Here is a 16,200-nt window from a genome sequence, read left to right on the forward strand (position 1 = left end):
GCGGGTTCCTTTTCAATCTCGTTTGCGAAAGCTCAACAACACCTCGCCCAATTCAATGCCGAACTTGCTCATGGTGGCGCGGTTCAACATCACTTTGTCGTCCATCTGGTACATCCAGTCATCGAACTGCACTTCATAGGTGGTGCCATCGACGGGCAGCAGCATGGTGTACTTCCATTGAAATGCATTGCCTGAAGTTTCACCATGCGCCTGACCCAATACATCGCCCGCAGTGCCTGTGTATTTGTTGCCGTCTTTCTTCAACGTCCAGATGCGTTTCTGGGTGGTGCCATCCGAGTAGGTAAAATCTTCGTCCAACACACCGGTGTCACCATCCCAGGTGCATTTCATCACCACAGTAAAGCGCTTTACCACCTTGCCCGAGCGGTCCTGAAACACACCCCACGCATCAATGGTGCCATTGAAATATTCTTTCAAGTTCAGCACAGGTTTTTCCTGGGCATAGTCGCTGGGTTGCGGGCTTGCGCAGGCCGTTAAAACCAGTGCACCTGCCAAGGCAAGGAATGCCAGTTGCAGCTTGCGTGCCCATTGTTTTGCCGATTGTTTTGCGATAATCATGCGGTACTCCCAATTGCGGTATTGTTGTTTGTTCGGTTCAGGCTGGCCAGCCCACTGCGGCCCAACAGCACAATGGCCAGCAGCTTCAAGGCGCAAGGCACCAAGGCGTACACCCACAGCAGTGGGTCGTTGGCCAATTGCTGCAGCAGCCCCATGTTTTGATAAGACTCGGTTGTTGCCATGTCGGCTGAATAGTTGAACCACTGCAAGGTGCCCAGCGCAAAACTGGGTGCCAGTGCCAGGTTGAATTTGTTGACCCAATTCCAAAGCCCAAAATAGGTGCCTTCTGTTTTGCCACGTTCGCCGTTCTCTTCGATTAGCCGGGCCACCAGGGCAGCAGGCAGCGAAAGGTCTGCACCTAGCGCGAAGCCAGTGACTATGCACACGAACAGGTAGCCAGCCAGGTCGCCTTCACCCAATACCACCACAACAATGAAGGCAGGAATGGACAACACCATGCCCAAGAGCCATGAACGTGCCAAGCCGATTTTACTGGCCAGCCACACCCAGAATACCGTGGATGCCGCACCTACCAAAAAGTACACGGCCAGTACCCATTGATCGGAATCGCCCAGGCCCAAGCGGTCGCGCATGTAAAAAGGCACCAGCGTGGCCGGCAATGCCGCAGCCAGGCCATTGCACAAAAATACGCCCATTAATTTGCGAAAATTTTGGCGGCGCAAAGGTTGCACAATGTCGGCAAATCCTTTGCGAATGGCCGTTGCGACACTGGTTTGCGCATGGTCGAAAGTTTGCGCAAGCGGGCTGAGGGGCTGTTGTGCGCTTTTGTCAGGTTGTGGCGAGAATTTAAGCAGCAAAAACATGCCCAACACCAACATCACCGCGAACACAGTGAAAATCAGTCCAGCATTGGTCTCCAGCGCAAGCGACACTGCGAATACCACACCCAGAATGCCCACACCTTCACGCACCGCCACATAGGTTGAGCGCTCTTTGTCGGTGTGGCCCAATTCGGCACCCCAGGCTTGGTAGGCAATGCTGGCAAAGCTATAGCCCAGGTGAACCACAATCAGGCTCACCATCAGGCTGGCGGCATATTCAGTCGGGTTGCTGCCCAGCGGGAAAAACACGCCCGCCATGCCCAGCAACAACAGGGGCACGGCCAGGAGCAAGGGCAGGGCGTAGCGGTTGCCCTTGCCGCCCCGGCGGTCAACCCACAAGCCAATTGCGGGATCGAGTACCGCATCCAGCAACCGTGAGAGCAACAAGATGATGCCCACCCATGCGGAGGGCACTTCGTAAATGCGGGAATACAGGTAAGGCACCTGAATGTATATGGGCACGGCCACAGCGCCCAAGGCCCAGCCCAAAAGGCCGTAATTCAGCAGGTCTTTGGCGCTGGTGCGGGGCTGTTGATTCATGTCGGCGCGGCCGTTAATCAGCGTTTCAAGCCAATCAATTCACGGCGCATTTCAGGTGCAGAAGTTTTTGGGTCCAACCAAATGCCCATGAATGCCTCGGCCAGTTCTGGGTCGTCCACTTTGGCCAGGGGCAAGCCATTTCGGAAAAACTGAACCCCCTTGCCTGGCGTAAACAGCGCACTCAAGGTGTGGCCTTTTTTTACGTCGGGAAAAATCTCGTTCAATTTGACCAGCCATCCCTGGCGTTGCACTTCAGTGCCTGCGCCAATCTCTTCCATTTCATCAATGCTGCGTTCGGCAATGTCGCTGCCATCAAAATCGCGGGCATATTTCAGTTCCAGCCAAGAGGGGTCGCGCTTGTAATTGAAGCCTTCGGGTTCGGCGTTGGACCAAAGTTGGCCGTCGTACACGCGCAAACCAAACCAGCGCAGCGTGCCATAGCCCATCAGCTTGGCGTTCTCAATGGTTTGCGTGACCTGTTTTGGCGGCGCGTTCAAGTTGCTGTTGGCCAGCGCCAAGGGGGCTGTGCCCAGCAGGGCAAAGCACAGCAAAGCACGTTGAATGAACTGAACCGGAAACAACTTCATTGATTTTCAACCTTCTCGAGGTAAAACTGGATGACATCGGTACTTTCGTATTCAAACCCCGCTTCGCAGTAGGCCAGGTAAAACTCCCAGGTGCGGATGAACGGGTCGTCAAAGCCCTGGTTTTTCACCTGCTCCAGCGTTTTCATGAACTGCGAGCGCCAGCGGCGCAATGTTTCAGCATAGTCTTTTCCAAAGGCTTTTTCCGATACCACGCGCAAACCATGCTTTTCTGCCATGGCTCTGAATTTTGCAGGTGACGGCAACATGCCACCCGGGAATATGTATTGCTGAATGAAGTCGGTGCCTTTGCGGTAACGGTCGAATAGCTCGTCTTGAATCAAAATCGTTTGAATGGCTGCCTTGCCGCCTTTTTTCAACAGTCGATTCACCGACTGAAAGTAGGCTGGCCAGTATTCTTCGCCCACGGCTTCAAACATTTCAATTGAAGCAATGTGGTCAAACTGGCCACGGCAGTCGCGGTAATCTTGCAGCCTGAAATCGGCCTTCTCTGCAAAACCCTGTTTTGCCAGGCGTGCTTTGGCAAAGGCAAGTTGTTCCGTCGACAAGGTCAAGCCGACCAAGTCAGCACCCGACGCACAGGCCTTTTCAGCAAAGCCACCCCAGCCACATCCAATTTCCAGAACCTGTTCACCCGCCCCGGGAGTCAAGTAGTTCAGCATGGCCTGGTACTTGGCATGCTGGGCCTGTTCCAGACTCAGGCTGGTGTCGCCATCAAACAGCGCACTCGAGTAGGTCATGGTAGGGTCCAGCCACAACTGGTAAAACGGATTGCCCAAATCGTAGTGGGCATGAATGTTTTTCTTGGCTTGGGCCTTGGTATTGCGATTCAACAGGTGTTTGATTTTGTAAGCGATACTGCCCAGAAAACTGCCGTAAATCACGGTTTCCACTGCTTTGCGGTTTTCAAGAAACACACCCAGTACCGAGGCAATGTCGTGCGTTTCCCATTCGCCCGCAATGTAGGCTTCTGCAAAACCGATGTCACCTGCTTTCAGTGCCCGCTGGCACACAGCCCAGGAATTCAATTTGATTTTTGCGCTGGGCTGGTCTTCCTCGCCGCCAAACAACAGGTGCACACCTTCGGGAGTCACGATCTCCAGGCGTCCCTTTTTCAGTTTGGTCAGCAATTTCAGGGTCCACTGTGCCGACGACGGTGCGTGGCTGGGCAGCTGGAACTGGGAAAATGTAATGGCTTGAGTCATGCTTCGATTTCAGTCTGCGTAATTGTTTGACGGGGTGGGGCAGGCTTGCCATGAAACTTTGCGCCTTTGAACAGCAGTTTCACCGCTTGCCAATGAATTTTTGCGATTACGGCCAATGTAAACCAACCGTATTTCAATAAGGTTTTACCCCAAAGCTGGGTGCTTGGATGCATCAGTTCTCCGCTCACGCTGGTGCTGAGCTGCTGAAGGGAGCCTTCAAAGTAGTTGATGCGTGCCATGGTTCGGTTTGCGCTGCTGACAAACCTGAATTCATAGCGCCCGGAGACCGGGAAAAAAGGTGACACATGAAATTCTTTTCGGGCATGTAGCAGCATGCCTTTGTCAAGCGGTGCCTGGCTTTCAGGGGCGGTCAACAAGTAAAAGTGCCGTTCACCAAATGTGTTGTTCACTTCACACATCACAGCGCGGCATTGTTGTGCCTCATTGTGGAAATACCAAAAGCTGACCGGGTTGAACACATAACCGAATACTTTTGGAAAGGTGTGCAAATGCACCGGGCCTTGCAGGGCCATGCCTGTTTCTGATTCAACCTTGCAAACCAGCGCAGTGACAAATTCTGGAAACTTTAGCGCGTGTTGCTCAAACCCGTAATTGCGGGCTGACACGGACACCAGGCCTTTGCCGTCGATCACCGGGTATTTGTGCGCAGGTTTTGACTCAGGCTGTGTCGAAAATTCCAGGCGAACGAAACAAGCGCCAGTGGCAAAACCATTGGCCTTTGGGAGTGCCCGGTGATGTTTCACCAGGCCCCAGGCCAGTTTTACATTGTTGAGTTGAAAACGCCCTTGCGCCATCAAGCCGCCTTTTGTCTGGTTTTCGCCAAGTTGTCAATTACTGCGCGTGCAGCATTCAAGCCAGAAGTGTGTCCGTCTTCGTGAAAGCCATATTTCATCCACGCACCTGCCAGGTAGACATTGTTTAAGCCTTGAAGTTCGGCCAAGGCCTGCTGGGCCTGAACAGCTGGCACGTCAAACACGGGGTGGGAGTAATGGATTTCCCGAAATACTTGATTCGTATCGGGTTGTATGATCGGGTTCAATGTCACAAAGATCGGTTTTTTCACCGGCAGCGGTTGCAGCAGGTTGCTCCAGTAGGTGACCGACACGCTGGGCTGGGGGTTTAACACATCACTCAGGTAATTCCAGGACGACCAGGTGCTGCGGGTTTTGGGCATCAGTTTTACGTCGGTGTGTAGGTAGGCCACATTGGGCTGGTATTTGATGTGCTGTAACTGATCTTTTTGGGCCTCGTTTCCGTTGAGCATGCCCAGCGCTTCGTCGCTGTGGCAGGCCATGATCACATGGTCAAACTCTTGCTCGCCCAGTTTCGTTTTTACAATCGGTTTTGCAGCTGTGGTGTCAACTTCCAACACCGGGGTGCTTGGGTGAACCACATCTACCAGTGGCAATATTTTTTGCACGTAGTTGCGCGCACCGTTTTTCACAGTGAACCACTTGGGTCTGTCATTCACTTGCAACAGACCGTGGTTGTGACAAAACTGAATGAAAGTGGCCAAGGGAAACGCCAGCATTTGTTCGCTGGGGCAAGACCAAATGGCCGCGGCCATTGGAATCAGATACCAGTCACGAAATTCAGCGCTGTACTTTTCCTCGACCAGATAGTCGCCCAAATGCATTTTTGCTTTGCTTTGGAATAGTGCGGCTCGCCCCGCATCGGCCACCATCGCGGTGGCTTCTTTGTTGAAGCGCAAAATGTCCAGCAGCATGCGAATAAAACGCGGGCGCAACAAATTGCGGCGTTGTGCGAATACGGTGTTCAGGTTTGTGCCTGCCCATTCAATATTCAGTTCAGGCAAGCACACAGAGAAAGACATGTCCGACTCGACTGTTTCCACAGCCAGTTCGTCGAACAAGCGAATCAAATTCGGGTAGGTGCGTTCGTTGTACACCAGAAAGCCGGTGTCCACCGCAACCAGTTTTCCCTCGACTTCAATGTCCACGGTGTTGGTGTGGCCGCCAATGTAGTCATTGGCTTCAAACAGCGTGGTGTGTGCATGGTCTCGTAGCGCATAGGCGGCTGTGAGGCCGGAAATACCGCCCCCCACAATTGCGACTTTTGGTAACAACTCTTTTGTATTGTTGGTCATGTGTGCTCAGGTTTAAATAAAGCGAGGGTATTCACTAACATCCTAACCTTTTATTTACTGCAATAAGTGAAAGTGGCTCTGGCTTTTGAAGCCAGAACCAAGCTACTTCCTACTTTTGTTTGCGTTTGTCCTCTTCAATCCAGGCCACCGCCGAATGGTTGTGAATTGATTCAAAGTTTTCACTTTCAATTCTATAAGCCAACACCTTCTTGCTGGCTCGCAGGCGGATCGCCACATCGCGCACCAAATCCTCTACAAATTTCGGGTTGTCGTAAGCACGCTCGGTCACGTATTTTTCGTCTGGGCGCTTGAGCAAACCCCACAATTCGCACGAGGCCGATTCTTCCGCCATGCGAATCAGTTCCTCTACTGCAATACCGTCGGCCACCAAGGCTCGAATCGTAATGTGGCTGCGCTGATTGTGTGCGCCGTATTCGGAAATCTTTTTCGAGCAAGGACACAGGCTTGTTACGGGTACGACCACTGTCATGAAGACATCGGTAGTGGTACCACCGTTGTTGTCAGCCTCCAGCGTCACTTCATAATCCAACAGGCTGGCTACGCCCGACACTGGCGCAACCTTGCGCACGAAGTAAGGAAACCTCATGGTGATGGTGCCTGCATTGGAATCCAGTCGTTGAAGCATGTCGTGCATCATTTGCTTCAGGCCCACGGGTGTTAATGCACTTTCCTGGGATTGCAAAATTTCCAGGAAGCGTGACATGTGTGTGCCCTTGACATCACTGGGCAGGAACACCGACATATCAATGGTGGCAACCGAAGGTTGTGGCCCTTCCAGTGTTTCAACGATGATGGGGTGCTTGATTGCACGCACGCCCACGCGTTGAATGGCAATGTTGCGCTTGTCCGCGCGTGATTGTTCATCAGGTAAAAAAAGTCCGTCCGGTGCATTCATGATGAAGCGCTCCAATAATAATTACTGCTTTGTGATTGGATGTGCATCGAGTGCACGGCGAATTGCCTGTGTAACCTCCGGGCTTGTTGGTGAAACATTGCTTTTAAAAGTTTCTACAACTTGTCCTTGTCGATTAATCAGGTACTTGTGGAAATTCCAGCCGGGTTGTTCTCCGCTGGTCTGGGCCAATTGCTTGTAAAAAGGGTTGGCCGAATCCCCTTTCACCACGGTTTTTGCAAACATCGGGAATTTAACCCCGAAGGTGTTGTTGCAAAAAGCCGCGATTTCTTTGTTCGATTTGTATTCCTGGTTGCCAAAATCGCTGGATGGGAAGCCCACCACACTAAAGCTTTTGTCTTTGTATTGGCTGTGCACTTTTTCCAGTTCCTCGTATTGGCCGGTGAAGCCGCAGAAACTCGCTGTATTCACCACCAACAACACCTGGCCCTTGAATTGGCACATCGAAATCGGCTTCTCGTCTTGCAAGCGAGGAAATTGATGGTTCAAAAGCGCAGGACAGTCCTCGGCAATGTTCTTGGCTTTGCCAGCGGCTGCGTGTGCAGAAGTCAAGGGCAGCAGGGCGGCAAGCAGCAGAAATCCCAGTGCGGCTGTTCTCCACAGGTTTACCCGGACTGGACTAGACAGACGCTTGTCTTTACAATGCACAAAATCCACTTGAATGTCTCTATATGTGTGGTTAAATCTCGGCCAATGTGCTAATTTGATTAGCAATCAAGCTTTGAGTTCCATTATTATTCGTTCAGAGTGGCAAGTCAATTTGTCTAGGACAAAACAAAGATGTTGAAGTTTCACCGTGGTCAGGTTCAGGTATGAATGAGCGTGCAGATTTAAGCCAACCCTCATTTTCAATAGCAGCAGTCGAGCGGGATACCGGCTTGCCCAAAGACACCCTGCGTGTCTGGGAAAAACGCTACAACTTTCCGCAACCAGGCCGCGATTCCTTCGGCGAGCGTATTTATTCCATTGATCAGGTTGAAAAACTTCGCGTCATCAAGCGTCTTCTGGACGGTGGTCATCGCCCCGGAAAAATCATTGGACTGAGCATTGACGAGTTGGTGAAGCTTGCCGAAGTCAGCAGTGCAGGGTCGCGAATGAATGTGGCGCCAGACAGCCTCGACGAGCTGAATGGCTACATGGAATTGATCAAGCGGCATGATGCGGAAGAGTTTCGCCAAGCCATGTCGCGCCTGGCCCTCACCATGGGTTTGCGCAGGTTTGTGGTTGAAATTGTCGCACCCATGAACGCCATGGTAGGCGATGCATGGGCGCGGGGTTATTTCGAAATTTTTGAAGAGCACATTTACACCGAAACCATTCAGGTTGTGCTTCGCAATGCCTTGAATACCATTCCCTCCACGCGCAAAGGTCCGCGTGTGTTGCTAACCACATTGCCCAATGAATTGCATGGTTTGGGCTTGCTGATGGCCGAGTGCATTTTTTCAATGGAGGGTGCACAGTGCGTCTCCTTGGGTACTCAAACGCCGATTTACGACATCGTTTTGGCAGCCCGTGCTCAGAACATCAATATCGTGGCCTTGTCATTCTCCGTCATTCAAAGCTCGCCCGCGGTGCTTGAGGCCGTGGCCGAGTTGCGCGAGAAACTGCCTCCGATGGTCGAAATCTGGTGTGGGGGTTCTTCCACAGCATTGCGTAAAAAGCCGTCTGAAGATTTCGTGTTGCTTTCCAGTCTCGAATCGATCAGCGAGTCGATTGCCGATTGGCGCATGCGTAACAAATTCAATCCGCAGTAATTCTCGTGGCCGGAAAGCAGCAGTCGTTCAAAGGCAACAAATCGTATTTGCCCAGTAAACCTTGCGTGGTGTGCGCCAAGGAAATGACGTGGCGCAAAAGCTGGGCCAAGAATTGGGGTGATGTAAAGTATTGCTCCGACGCATGCCGCAAAGCGGCGCCCCGAATGAGCGGTAAATATCATGAGCAGTAAAAACAAAGCCGTGGTGGTGTTGGGCGATCAACTCGACCTGAATAACCCCGCACTCTTGGCCAACCCCCCTGAATCAGCCGACATCATCATGGTGGAGTCTTCCACCGAATCCACCGTGGTTTGGGTTCACAAGGTGCGTATTGCATTGTTCCTCAGTGCCATGCGCCACTTTGCCGATGAATTGCGCAAGGCTGGTTACACCGTTCACTACCGCAAACTTGGTGACACTGGCCAAAACAATTTGGTGCAGGAAATTGCGGCCTTGTGCAAACAACATGGCTTTTCCAGTGTGGACATGGCTGAACCCGGTGAATGGCGACTGGAGCAGGAATTTTTAACGCTGGCGAAGTCCGAAAACCTGAAGCTTCGCATGCTTGAGGATACGCATTACCTGTGCAGTCGCGCTGAATTTGCAAAGTGGGCCAGCGGCTACAAGCAAATGCGCATGGAGTATTTTTACCGTGAAATGCGCAAGCGCACGGGTGTACTCATGGAAGGCACTGAACCTGCCGGAGGTAAATGGAATTTCGATGCAGACAATCGCAGCGCGTTTCCCAAAGCTGGTCCTGGCAAAATTACACCGCCTGCATTTTTCGAGCCCGATGAAATAACACAAGCAGTGTGTGCTGAGGTCGAAGCGAATTTCCCTGATCACCCCGGAATACTGAAAAATTTCGCCTGGCCAGTTACGCGCGCGCAAGCCTTGCAGGCGCTCGATGCCTTTATTGAGCATCGATTCTCCAATTTCGGTGCTTATCAAGATGCCATGTGGACCAACACGCCTTTTGGTTGGCACTCACTGGTGTCGAGTTCGATCAATTTGCATTTGCTGCACCCACTTGAGGTGATTCAAAAAGCAGAGGCGGCTTATCGTGCAGGCAAGGTGGATGTGGCCAGTGCTGAAGGATTCATCCGACAAATTCTGGGCTGGCGCGAGTTCATGCGCGGCGTGTATTGGCTCGACATGCCCAAGATGCGTGAAGATAACTTTTTGCAGGCAACACGCGATTTGCCCAAGTGGTTCTGGACCGGGCAAACCCAAATGAACTGTCTGAAAGATTCAATCGGTCAAACGCTTGATTACGGTTATGCACACCACATTCAACGCTTGATGGTGATTGGTAACTTTGCTTTGTTAGCCGGGCTCGTGCCGCAGCAGGTGGAAGACTGGTTCTTGGCGGTGTATGTGGACGCCGTGGAATGGGTTGAACTACCCAATGTGGCTGGCATGGCCTTGTTTGCCAACGGCGGGCGATTCACCAGCAAGCCCTACATTGCATCGGGTGCGTACATCAAACGCATGAGCAACTACTGCACTGGCTGCAAATACAACCCAGCCGAGAAAACAGGTGACAAAGCTTGCCCTTTCACCACGCTGTATTGGGGCTTTCTGGACCAGCATGAAAAAATGCTGTCCGCCAATCCGCGCACTGGCCTGATGGCCAAAAACATTGCTCGACTTGATGATTCACAACGCCAGGCCCTTCGGGAAAAAGTGGCCGACACCTTCAAGAATATTGAACAACTGTAAAGCTTTGCTTTGTTAAGGTGGTGCCTTGATGTTGAGGTTCAAGGAGTACAAACATGGGTTTGCTTGTAGATGGTCAGTGGCAGGACAAGTGGTATGACACCAACTCGAGCGGTGGCAAATTTCAACGTGAAAGCGCCAAGCTGCGCAATTGGGTAACGGTTGATGGCAGCGCCGGCCCCACTGGCGTGGGTGGTTTCAAGGCGGAAAGTGGCCGTTACCACTTGTATGTTTCGCTGGCTTGCCCGTGGGCGCACCGCACACTGATTTTCCGGAAACTGAAAAATCTTGAAAGCCACATTGATGTGTCGGTGGTCAGCCCCGACATGCTGAGCAATGGCTGGACTTTCAACACCGAGGCTGGCAGCACGGGCGATGCACTTTTCAAGAGTGAATTCATGCATCAAATTTACACGCGTCACAAAAGCGACTATTCAGGGCGCGTCACTGTGCCGGTGCTGTGGTGCAAGAAGACCCATCAAATTGTCAGCAATGAATCGTCGGAAATCATTCGAATGTTCAATTCTGCATTCAATGACATGACAGGCAATCAGGATGATTATTATCCCGAGCCATTGCGTACGATGATTGATCGCGTCAATGGCCTGGTTTATGACAACATCAACAATGGTGTGTACCGCGCTGGTTTCGCGACCACGCAGGGCGCGTATGAAGAGGCCTACAACGGCGTGTTTATGGCGCTCGATTCTGTTGAGAAAATTTTAGATAACAACCGCTATCTGGTAGGGCCGCAAATTACGGAAGCCGACTGGCGTTTGTTCACCACCCTGATCCGTTTTGATGCGGTGTACCACGGGCACTTCAAGTGCAATCGCCAACGGCTTGAGGATTTTCCGAATATTTCCAATTACGTGCGCGAATTGTATCAGTGGCCCGGCGTAGCCGAAACCGTCGACTTTTTCCACATCAAACGGCATTACTACTATAGCCACGACATGATCAACCCCACACGGGTTGTACCTGCCGGCCCTTCCATTGATTACATGCGTGAGCACAACCGCACGCGTTTGTCCGGCAGCCATTCGGCCTGATTCGGTGGTAATCTTGGGCAACATTGATTCCCGTGTTGCCCATGGCCCGCCACCCCAAATTGCCAGGTTTTCAGACCGACCCCATCATTGCAAAACTGCCAGCCGATGTGCAGGTTTACGTGGTCGGCGGTGCCGTTCGTGATGCCTTGATGGGGCGCACCAGCAGCGACAAGGATTGGGTATTGGTGGGCGCCACCGTCGATCAAATGCTGGCCGCAGACTTCACCCCTGTTGGTGCGGATTTCCCGGTTTTTCTGCATCCACGCACGCATGAAGAATATGCCTTGGCCCGCACCGAGCGCAAAAGTGGTCATGGTTACAAGGGTTTCACCTTTCACGCAGACCCTTCTGTAACCCTGGAAGAAGATTTGGCAAGGCGCGATTTCACAGTGAACGCCATGGCCATGAGTGCGGCTGGCGAGTTGATTGATCCGTTCAACGGTATTCAGGATTTGCAGAACAAATTGATGCGTCATGTCAGCAGCGCCTTTACTGAAGACCCGCTGCGCGTGCTTCGACTGGCCCGCTTTCTGGCACGCTTTCTTGATTTTTCTGTGGCCGAAGAAACCATGCAGCTTTGCCGCGAATTGCGCAACAGCGGTGAGTTGAAACATCTGGTTCCTGAACGTGTGTATGCAGAACTGAACAAAGGCATGGGTGAGGAAAAACCCTCGCGGATGTTGAAGTTGATTGGGAAGCTCAATGGCTGGGGCGAACTGGCTTCGGCATGCGAGGTGCCGTTTTCCCGCTTTGACAAACCCGACTACGATCGCTTGAACGGTTTGCTCAATGCCGAGGACAGGTGGGTTTATTCATTGGGGTTTTTCCTGAATCCTGCTCAGATCAAGTCACTGGCCAAAGCATGGCGTTTGCCCCGCGACACCGAGGACCTGGCGGTGGTTGCCGCAAACTTTCATGAATTCTTGGTGCAGGCGCGCTTCGATGCGGTTTCAATCGGACAGTTTTTAGGTCAGGTGGATGTGTACCGCAAGCCAGCCCGTTTGCAGCAAGTGCACGGCATGATTCGAACCTTGTTGGGTGACAGTCCAATGAGTGCTTTTGTTGATGCTGTTGTGGCGGAATTGGAACAAGGTCGCTACAAAGCTTTTCTTGGTGATAAAATTGCTTCCGCACCGGCAGGTGAGCATGTGGCGCAAGTTGTCGCCAATGCACGCCAAGCCTGGTTGAATGCCTTGCATTCCCAACACTTTTGATTCTTGAAGTGAGGACGACCTCACCGCTCAACCTTCGATCGGGGACGGCCCCATTGCTTGATGGGAGTTGTCATGTCCTGGTTAATTCTGTTTGTTGCCGGTCTCTTCGAAATCGTTTGGGCCATCGGCCTGAAATACACCGACGGTTTTACCCGCTTTGTTCCCTCGGTTATTACTTTGATTGCTGCGGCAATCAGCTTCGGATTGCTGGGCTTGGCCATGAAAACATTGCCAGTCGGCACTGCCTACAGTGTGTGGGTTGGCATTGGTGCAGCGGGCACCGTACTGATGGGTGTTTTACTGTTTAGCGAGCCTGTCAATGCGCTGCGTATCGGCAGTGTGGTGCTGATTGTTTTGGGTGTTTTGGGTTTAAAGCTGTCATGAAAAATATTTGTGTGTACTGTGGTTCCAGCGCGGGCAGTCGCGCTGAATACGCTGAAGGTGCAAAGGCATTGGCGCGCGCATTGGTCGACAACAATCTCGGCCTGGTTTATGGCGGGTCCAATCTGGGTTTGATGGGCGTGGTGGCCGAAGAGGTGTTGGCCCTGGGTGGCACTGCCACCGGCATCATTCCCGAATCCCTGGTGACCAAAGAACTGGCTCACCCGGCCCTAACCGAGTTGATCGTGACCCGCAATATGCACGAGCGCAAAGCCATGATGGCCGAGCGGTCCGATGGCTTTGTCGCCTTGCCGGGTGGCTTGGGCACCTTCGAAGAGTTGTTTGAAATCCTGACCTGGGGGCAACTCAGCTTTCACCACAAACCAGTGGGTGTGCTGAATGTGAATGGGTATTACGATGGTTTGCTCTCGTTTCTTGATCATGCCCATGCCGAGTCCTTTATTCGCCCGCAGCATCGAAATATGCTGATGGCACACACCGATGCCGGCAAGCTATTGGCAGCGTTCAAGGAATACGAAGCACCTGCTGTGGTGAAGTGGGTGTAAAAGCGATGCTCACCATTCGTGATGCCACCTTGGCTGACATGACCGCCGTGCATGCACTGTACGCGCATTATGTATTGCATGAACTGGCCACCTTCGAGTTGGTGCCGCCCACACTTGAAGAAATGTGTGCACGTTGGCAAACCATAGTGGACACACAGTTGCCCTACCTGGTTGCTGAAATTGACGCTGAAATTGTGGGCTATGCCTATGCAGCCACTTACAGGCCCAGGCCCGCATATCGGTACACGGTGGAAGACTCGGTGTATTTGTTGCCAAGCCACAAAGGCAAGGGCATTGGCGTGGCTTTGCTAAGCGAAGTTATTCGCCGGTGTGAACAAGGCCCTTGGCGCCAAATGGTGGCCGTGATTACTCAAGGCGGTACCGCAGGTTCAGCAGAGTTACATCAAAAGCTGGGCTTTCAGGAAGTTGGACGCATGCCCAACGTGGGCTACAAATTCAATCGCTGGGTGGGCACACTCATCATGCAGCGCGCCTTGGGCGATGGCGGCAATTCCAGCCCCACCCCAATTTAAAGGACCCATGTTGGAAATCAACGACTACTCCCTGATTGTTGGGCTGGCATTTTTGGTGGCAGGTTTCGTCAAAGGCGTCACCGGCATGGGCTTACCGCCCATCGCAATCGGCCTGATGGCAGTGGTGGTGCCACCCGTGCAGGCCGCTGCGCTTATCGTGGTGCCCTCCATGGTCAGCAATGTGTGGCAAATGCTGGTTGGTCCAGGTTTTTTAAGTGCAGTGCGCAGGTTTGCTGCTTTGCTAATCATGGTGTGCATTGGTGCAGCTTTCGGCGTGGGCATATTGACTGGTAGTACTCCAGCTTATGCCACACTGGCTTTGGGCTTGGTGCTGTTTGTGTATGCCGTGCTGGGTTTATTCAAGTTCAATATGCATGTAAATGCGACCAATGAGCGTTGGGCGTCGCCGCTGGTGGGTGGGCTAACCGGGTTTTTGGCGGGTGCAACCGGGGTGTCGTCAGTGCCTTCTGCGCCCTACATGAATTCATTGGGCATGAGCAAAGATGAATTGCTGCAAGCCTTGGGGCTTGTATTCACCGTGGGTACTTTTGCCCTGGCGGTGGGTTTGTATTTGAAAGGACGTTTTGAACTGGCGGCGGCCTGGGAATCCACCTTGTGCCTGATTCCCACCATGGCAGGTGTACTGGCCGGGCAAAAATGCCGTTCGCTGTTAAGTGCCGAAACATTCAAAACCGTGTTTTTTGTAGGCTTGCTGGCTTTGGGTGGCTACATGATTGTGCGTGTCGTTTGGCTGTAGGCTGATATACACTGAAAGCCACACCAATGCCTTGGAGTAAAACATGCGGCGCATGCTTCTTGCCCTGTGCGTATCGGCGGGCTTGATCGGCTTAATCGGCTTAAGCGACATTGGCCTTGCGCAGGCAGCCCCGATTGCTGCAGAGAAAGCGCTTACCCGATTGAACCAGGAAGTTCAGGTTCAAATGAAGGTTCGCTCCAGCAAACTGCGCGCTGATCGCGACGAAGTAGATCTCAATTCACACACCAACTTTCGCGATCCTGCCAACCTGACTGTGGCCATTGATGGCCAGGTCGCGGCCTGGTATTCCTATCAAGGTATTCACGACTTGCCAAAATTCTTTTTTGGTAAAACCATTGTGGTATCGGGCGTTGTCGAACAGTTCACCGACCAAACCCGAATTCTTGTCGTCGACCCAGCCCAAATTCAAATCGTGAAGTAAGCCCATGTATTTGCCCAAGCAGTTTGAGGAAACTTCGGTTCCGGTGTTGTTGAGTTTGATCAAAGCCCACCCGCTGGCCACGGTGATTACCATGTCGGCCTCAGGGCTGAATGCCAACCACATTCCCATGGTGCTCGCGGAAAGTACCAGCGGCCAAATGGCACTGCGAGGCCATGTGGCGCGGGCCAATCCAATGTTGGCCGATTTGGCAGTGTCGCCCCAAACGCTGTTGGTTTTTCAAGGGGCTGAACATTACATTACGCCCTCTTGGTATGCGACCAAAAAAGAAACAGAGAAGGTTGTACCCACCTGGAATTACGCGGTGGTGCATGTGAAGGGGCAGATGCGGGTGGTGGATGATGCCACTTGGCTGCACCAGCAGCTGGAAGATTTAACGGTGCAGCAGGAGAGCACCCGAGCCATGCCTTGGTCGGTGAATGATGCGCCTGCTGAATTTCTGGATCAAATCAAACAGGCCATTGTGGGCTTCGAAGTTCAAATTGAAAGCATGGTGGGCAAATGGAAAGTGAGCCAGAACCAACCATCGAAAAACAGGGCCACCGTGGTAGAGGGCCTGGAAGGCGAGGGCACCGAAAAAGCGCTAGAAATGCGTGATTTGGTGAAGAAAAAACTTTGAACTTGGCAGGTGTGCGCAATGCCTTCGTCCCGGTTGAAAAGCGGTCAGTGTTTGTGCTGCAAGCGGATTACCGCGTTAACCTTTCACCATCTAATCCCCAAAAAATTGCATCGACGTGCCTTTTACCGAAAAAACTTTGACAAAGAAACCTTGAACCAAGGTGTGAACGTGTGCAGGCTTTGTCACGATGGCATTCATGATTTGTACGATGAAATGCAGTTGGCCAAGCAATTTTCAAGCGCCGAAACACTGTTGGCCGATGAAGCCTTGCAAAGGCATTTCGCCTGGGTCGCCAAAAAGAAATAAGGACTG

Annotated in this window: 20 protein-coding genes; 12 read left to right on the forward strand and 8 right to left on the reverse strand. The window is 52.4% G+C overall.

Annotated elements, in window-relative coordinates; genetic code table 11:
* Positions 1-12: 12 nt before the first annotated feature.
* From FCS97_RS06120 to FCS97_RS06155, 8 genes are all read right to left on the reverse strand, one after another.
* Complete coding sequence (locus tag FCS97_RS06120; protein ID WP_138517517.1) at positions 13-579, reverse strand: DUF3833 domain-containing protein; 567 nt, start codon at positions 577-579, stop codon at positions 13-15.
* Positions 576-1,961 (reverse strand): MFS transporter, encoded by a 1,386-nt coding sequence (locus FCS97_RS06125; RefSeq protein ID WP_138517518.1) that lies wholly within the window; start codon positions 1,959-1,961, stop codon positions 576-578. Before FCS97_RS06125 ends, FCS97_RS06120 begins: the two co-directional genes overlap by 4 nt.
* A gap of 17 nt (positions 1,962-1,978) precedes the next feature.
* Complete coding sequence (locus tag FCS97_RS06130) at positions 1,979-2,548, reverse strand: chalcone isomerase family protein (protein ID WP_138517520.1); 570 nt, start codon at positions 2,546-2,548, stop codon at positions 1,979-1,981.
* Positions 2,545-3,771, reverse strand: coding sequence for an SAM-dependent methyltransferase (locus FCS97_RS06135; protein ID WP_138517522.1), 1,227 nt, complete (start codon positions 3,769-3,771; stop codon positions 2,545-2,547). Before FCS97_RS06135 ends, FCS97_RS06130 begins: the two co-directional genes overlap by 4 nt.
* Complete coding sequence (locus FCS97_RS06140; protein ID WP_138517524.1) at positions 3,768-4,586, reverse strand: DUF1365 domain-containing protein; 819 nt, start codon at positions 4,584-4,586, stop codon at positions 3,768-3,770. The genes FCS97_RS06135 and FCS97_RS06140 overlap by 4 nt, the downstream gene beginning before the upstream one ends.
* On the reverse strand, positions 4,586-5,899 hold the full coding sequence (locus tag FCS97_RS06145) for an NAD(P)/FAD-dependent oxidoreductase (protein WP_138517527.1): 1,314 nt from the start codon (positions 5,897-5,899) through the stop codon (positions 4,586-4,588). Before FCS97_RS06145 ends, FCS97_RS06140 begins: the two co-directional genes overlap by 1 nt.
* Positions 5,900-6,008: 109 nt before the next feature.
* On the reverse strand, positions 6,009-6,815 hold the full coding sequence (folE2, locus tag FCS97_RS06150; protein WP_138517529.1) for a GTP cyclohydrolase FolE2: 807 nt from the start codon (positions 6,813-6,815) through the stop codon (positions 6,009-6,011).
* Positions 6,816-6,836: 21 nt separating this feature from the next.
* Entirely contained in the window at positions 6,837-7,490 is a 654-nt protein-coding gene (locus FCS97_RS06155; protein WP_425460736.1) for a glutathione peroxidase, read from the reverse strand.
* 155 nt (positions 7,491-7,645) lie between these two features.
* On the opposite strand from FCS97_RS06155, the gene FCS97_RS06160 reads away from it, so the two are divergent.
* The 12 genes from FCS97_RS06160 to FCS97_RS16520 all read left to right on the forward strand — a co-directional run bounded on the left by FCS97_RS06160 (position 7,646) and on the right by FCS97_RS16520 (position 16,194).
* Entirely contained in the window at positions 7,646-8,587 is a 942-nt protein-coding gene (locus tag FCS97_RS06160; RefSeq protein WP_138517531.1) for a MerR family transcriptional regulator, read from the forward strand.
* A gap of 5 nt (positions 8,588-8,592) precedes the next feature.
* Entirely contained in the window at positions 8,593-8,778 is a 186-nt protein-coding gene (locus tag FCS97_RS06165) for a DUF2256 domain-containing protein (RefSeq protein WP_138517533.1), read from the forward strand.
* On the forward strand, positions 8,768-10,309 hold the full coding sequence (locus FCS97_RS06170; protein ID WP_138517535.1) for a cryptochrome/photolyase family protein: 1,542 nt from the start codon (positions 8,768-8,770) through the stop codon (positions 10,307-10,309). The genes FCS97_RS06165 and FCS97_RS06170 overlap by 11 nt, the downstream gene beginning before the upstream one ends.
* Before the next feature lie 53 nt (positions 10,310-10,362).
* Complete coding sequence (locus FCS97_RS06175; RefSeq protein ID WP_138517536.1) at positions 10,363-11,358, forward strand: glutathione S-transferase family protein; 996 nt, start codon at positions 10,363-10,365, stop codon at positions 11,356-11,358.
* A 107-nt stretch (positions 11,359-11,465) separates the two neighbouring features.
* The gene (locus tag FCS97_RS16775; RefSeq protein WP_138517811.1) at positions 11,466-12,572 is read left to right on the forward strand and encodes a tRNA nucleotidyltransferase/poly(A) polymerase-related protein; all 1,107 of its coding nucleotides are present in this window, start codon (positions 11,466-11,468) and stop codon (positions 12,570-12,572) included.
* 72 nt (positions 12,573-12,644) lie between these two features.
* Entirely contained in the window at positions 12,645-12,956 is a 312-nt protein-coding gene (gene sugE, locus FCS97_RS06185) for a quaternary ammonium compound efflux SMR transporter SugE (protein ID WP_138517537.1), read from the forward strand.
* Positions 12,953-13,519 (forward strand): LOG family protein, encoded by a 567-nt coding sequence (locus FCS97_RS06190; RefSeq protein ID WP_138517538.1) that lies wholly within the window; start codon positions 12,953-12,955, stop codon positions 13,517-13,519. Before sugE ends, FCS97_RS06190 begins: the two co-directional genes overlap by 4 nt.
* A gap of 5 nt (positions 13,520-13,524) precedes the next feature.
* A complete protein-coding gene (locus tag FCS97_RS06195; protein WP_138517539.1) occupies positions 13,525-14,052 on the forward strand; it encodes a GNAT family N-acetyltransferase in 528 nt (175 codons plus the stop codon).
* A gap of 7 nt (positions 14,053-14,059) precedes the next feature.
* A complete protein-coding gene (locus FCS97_RS06200) occupies positions 14,060-14,809 on the forward strand; it encodes a sulfite exporter TauE/SafE family protein (RefSeq protein WP_138517540.1) in 750 nt (249 codons plus the stop codon).
* A gap of 43 nt (positions 14,810-14,852) precedes the next feature.
* A complete protein-coding gene (locus FCS97_RS06205; protein WP_138517541.1) occupies positions 14,853-15,251 on the forward strand; it encodes a hypothetical protein in 399 nt (132 codons plus the stop codon).
* Between the two features lie 4 nt (positions 15,252-15,255).
* On the forward strand, positions 15,256-15,888 hold the full coding sequence (locus tag FCS97_RS06210) for an FMN-binding negative transcriptional regulator (RefSeq protein ID WP_138517542.1): 633 nt from the start codon (positions 15,256-15,258) through the stop codon (positions 15,886-15,888).
* A gap of 18 nt (positions 15,889-15,906) precedes the next feature.
* Positions 15,907-16,194, forward strand: a complete 288-nt coding sequence (locus tag FCS97_RS16520) for a hypothetical protein (RefSeq protein WP_171035188.1) — start codon at positions 15,907-15,909, stop codon at positions 16,192-16,194.
* Positions 16,195-16,200: the final 6 nt, after the last annotated feature.

This window comes from Limnobacter alexandrii, from assembly GCF_005871185.1.
In the GTDB taxonomy this organism is placed as follows: Bacteria; Pseudomonadota; Gammaproteobacteria; order Burkholderiales; family Burkholderiaceae_B; genus Limnobacter; species Limnobacter alexandrii.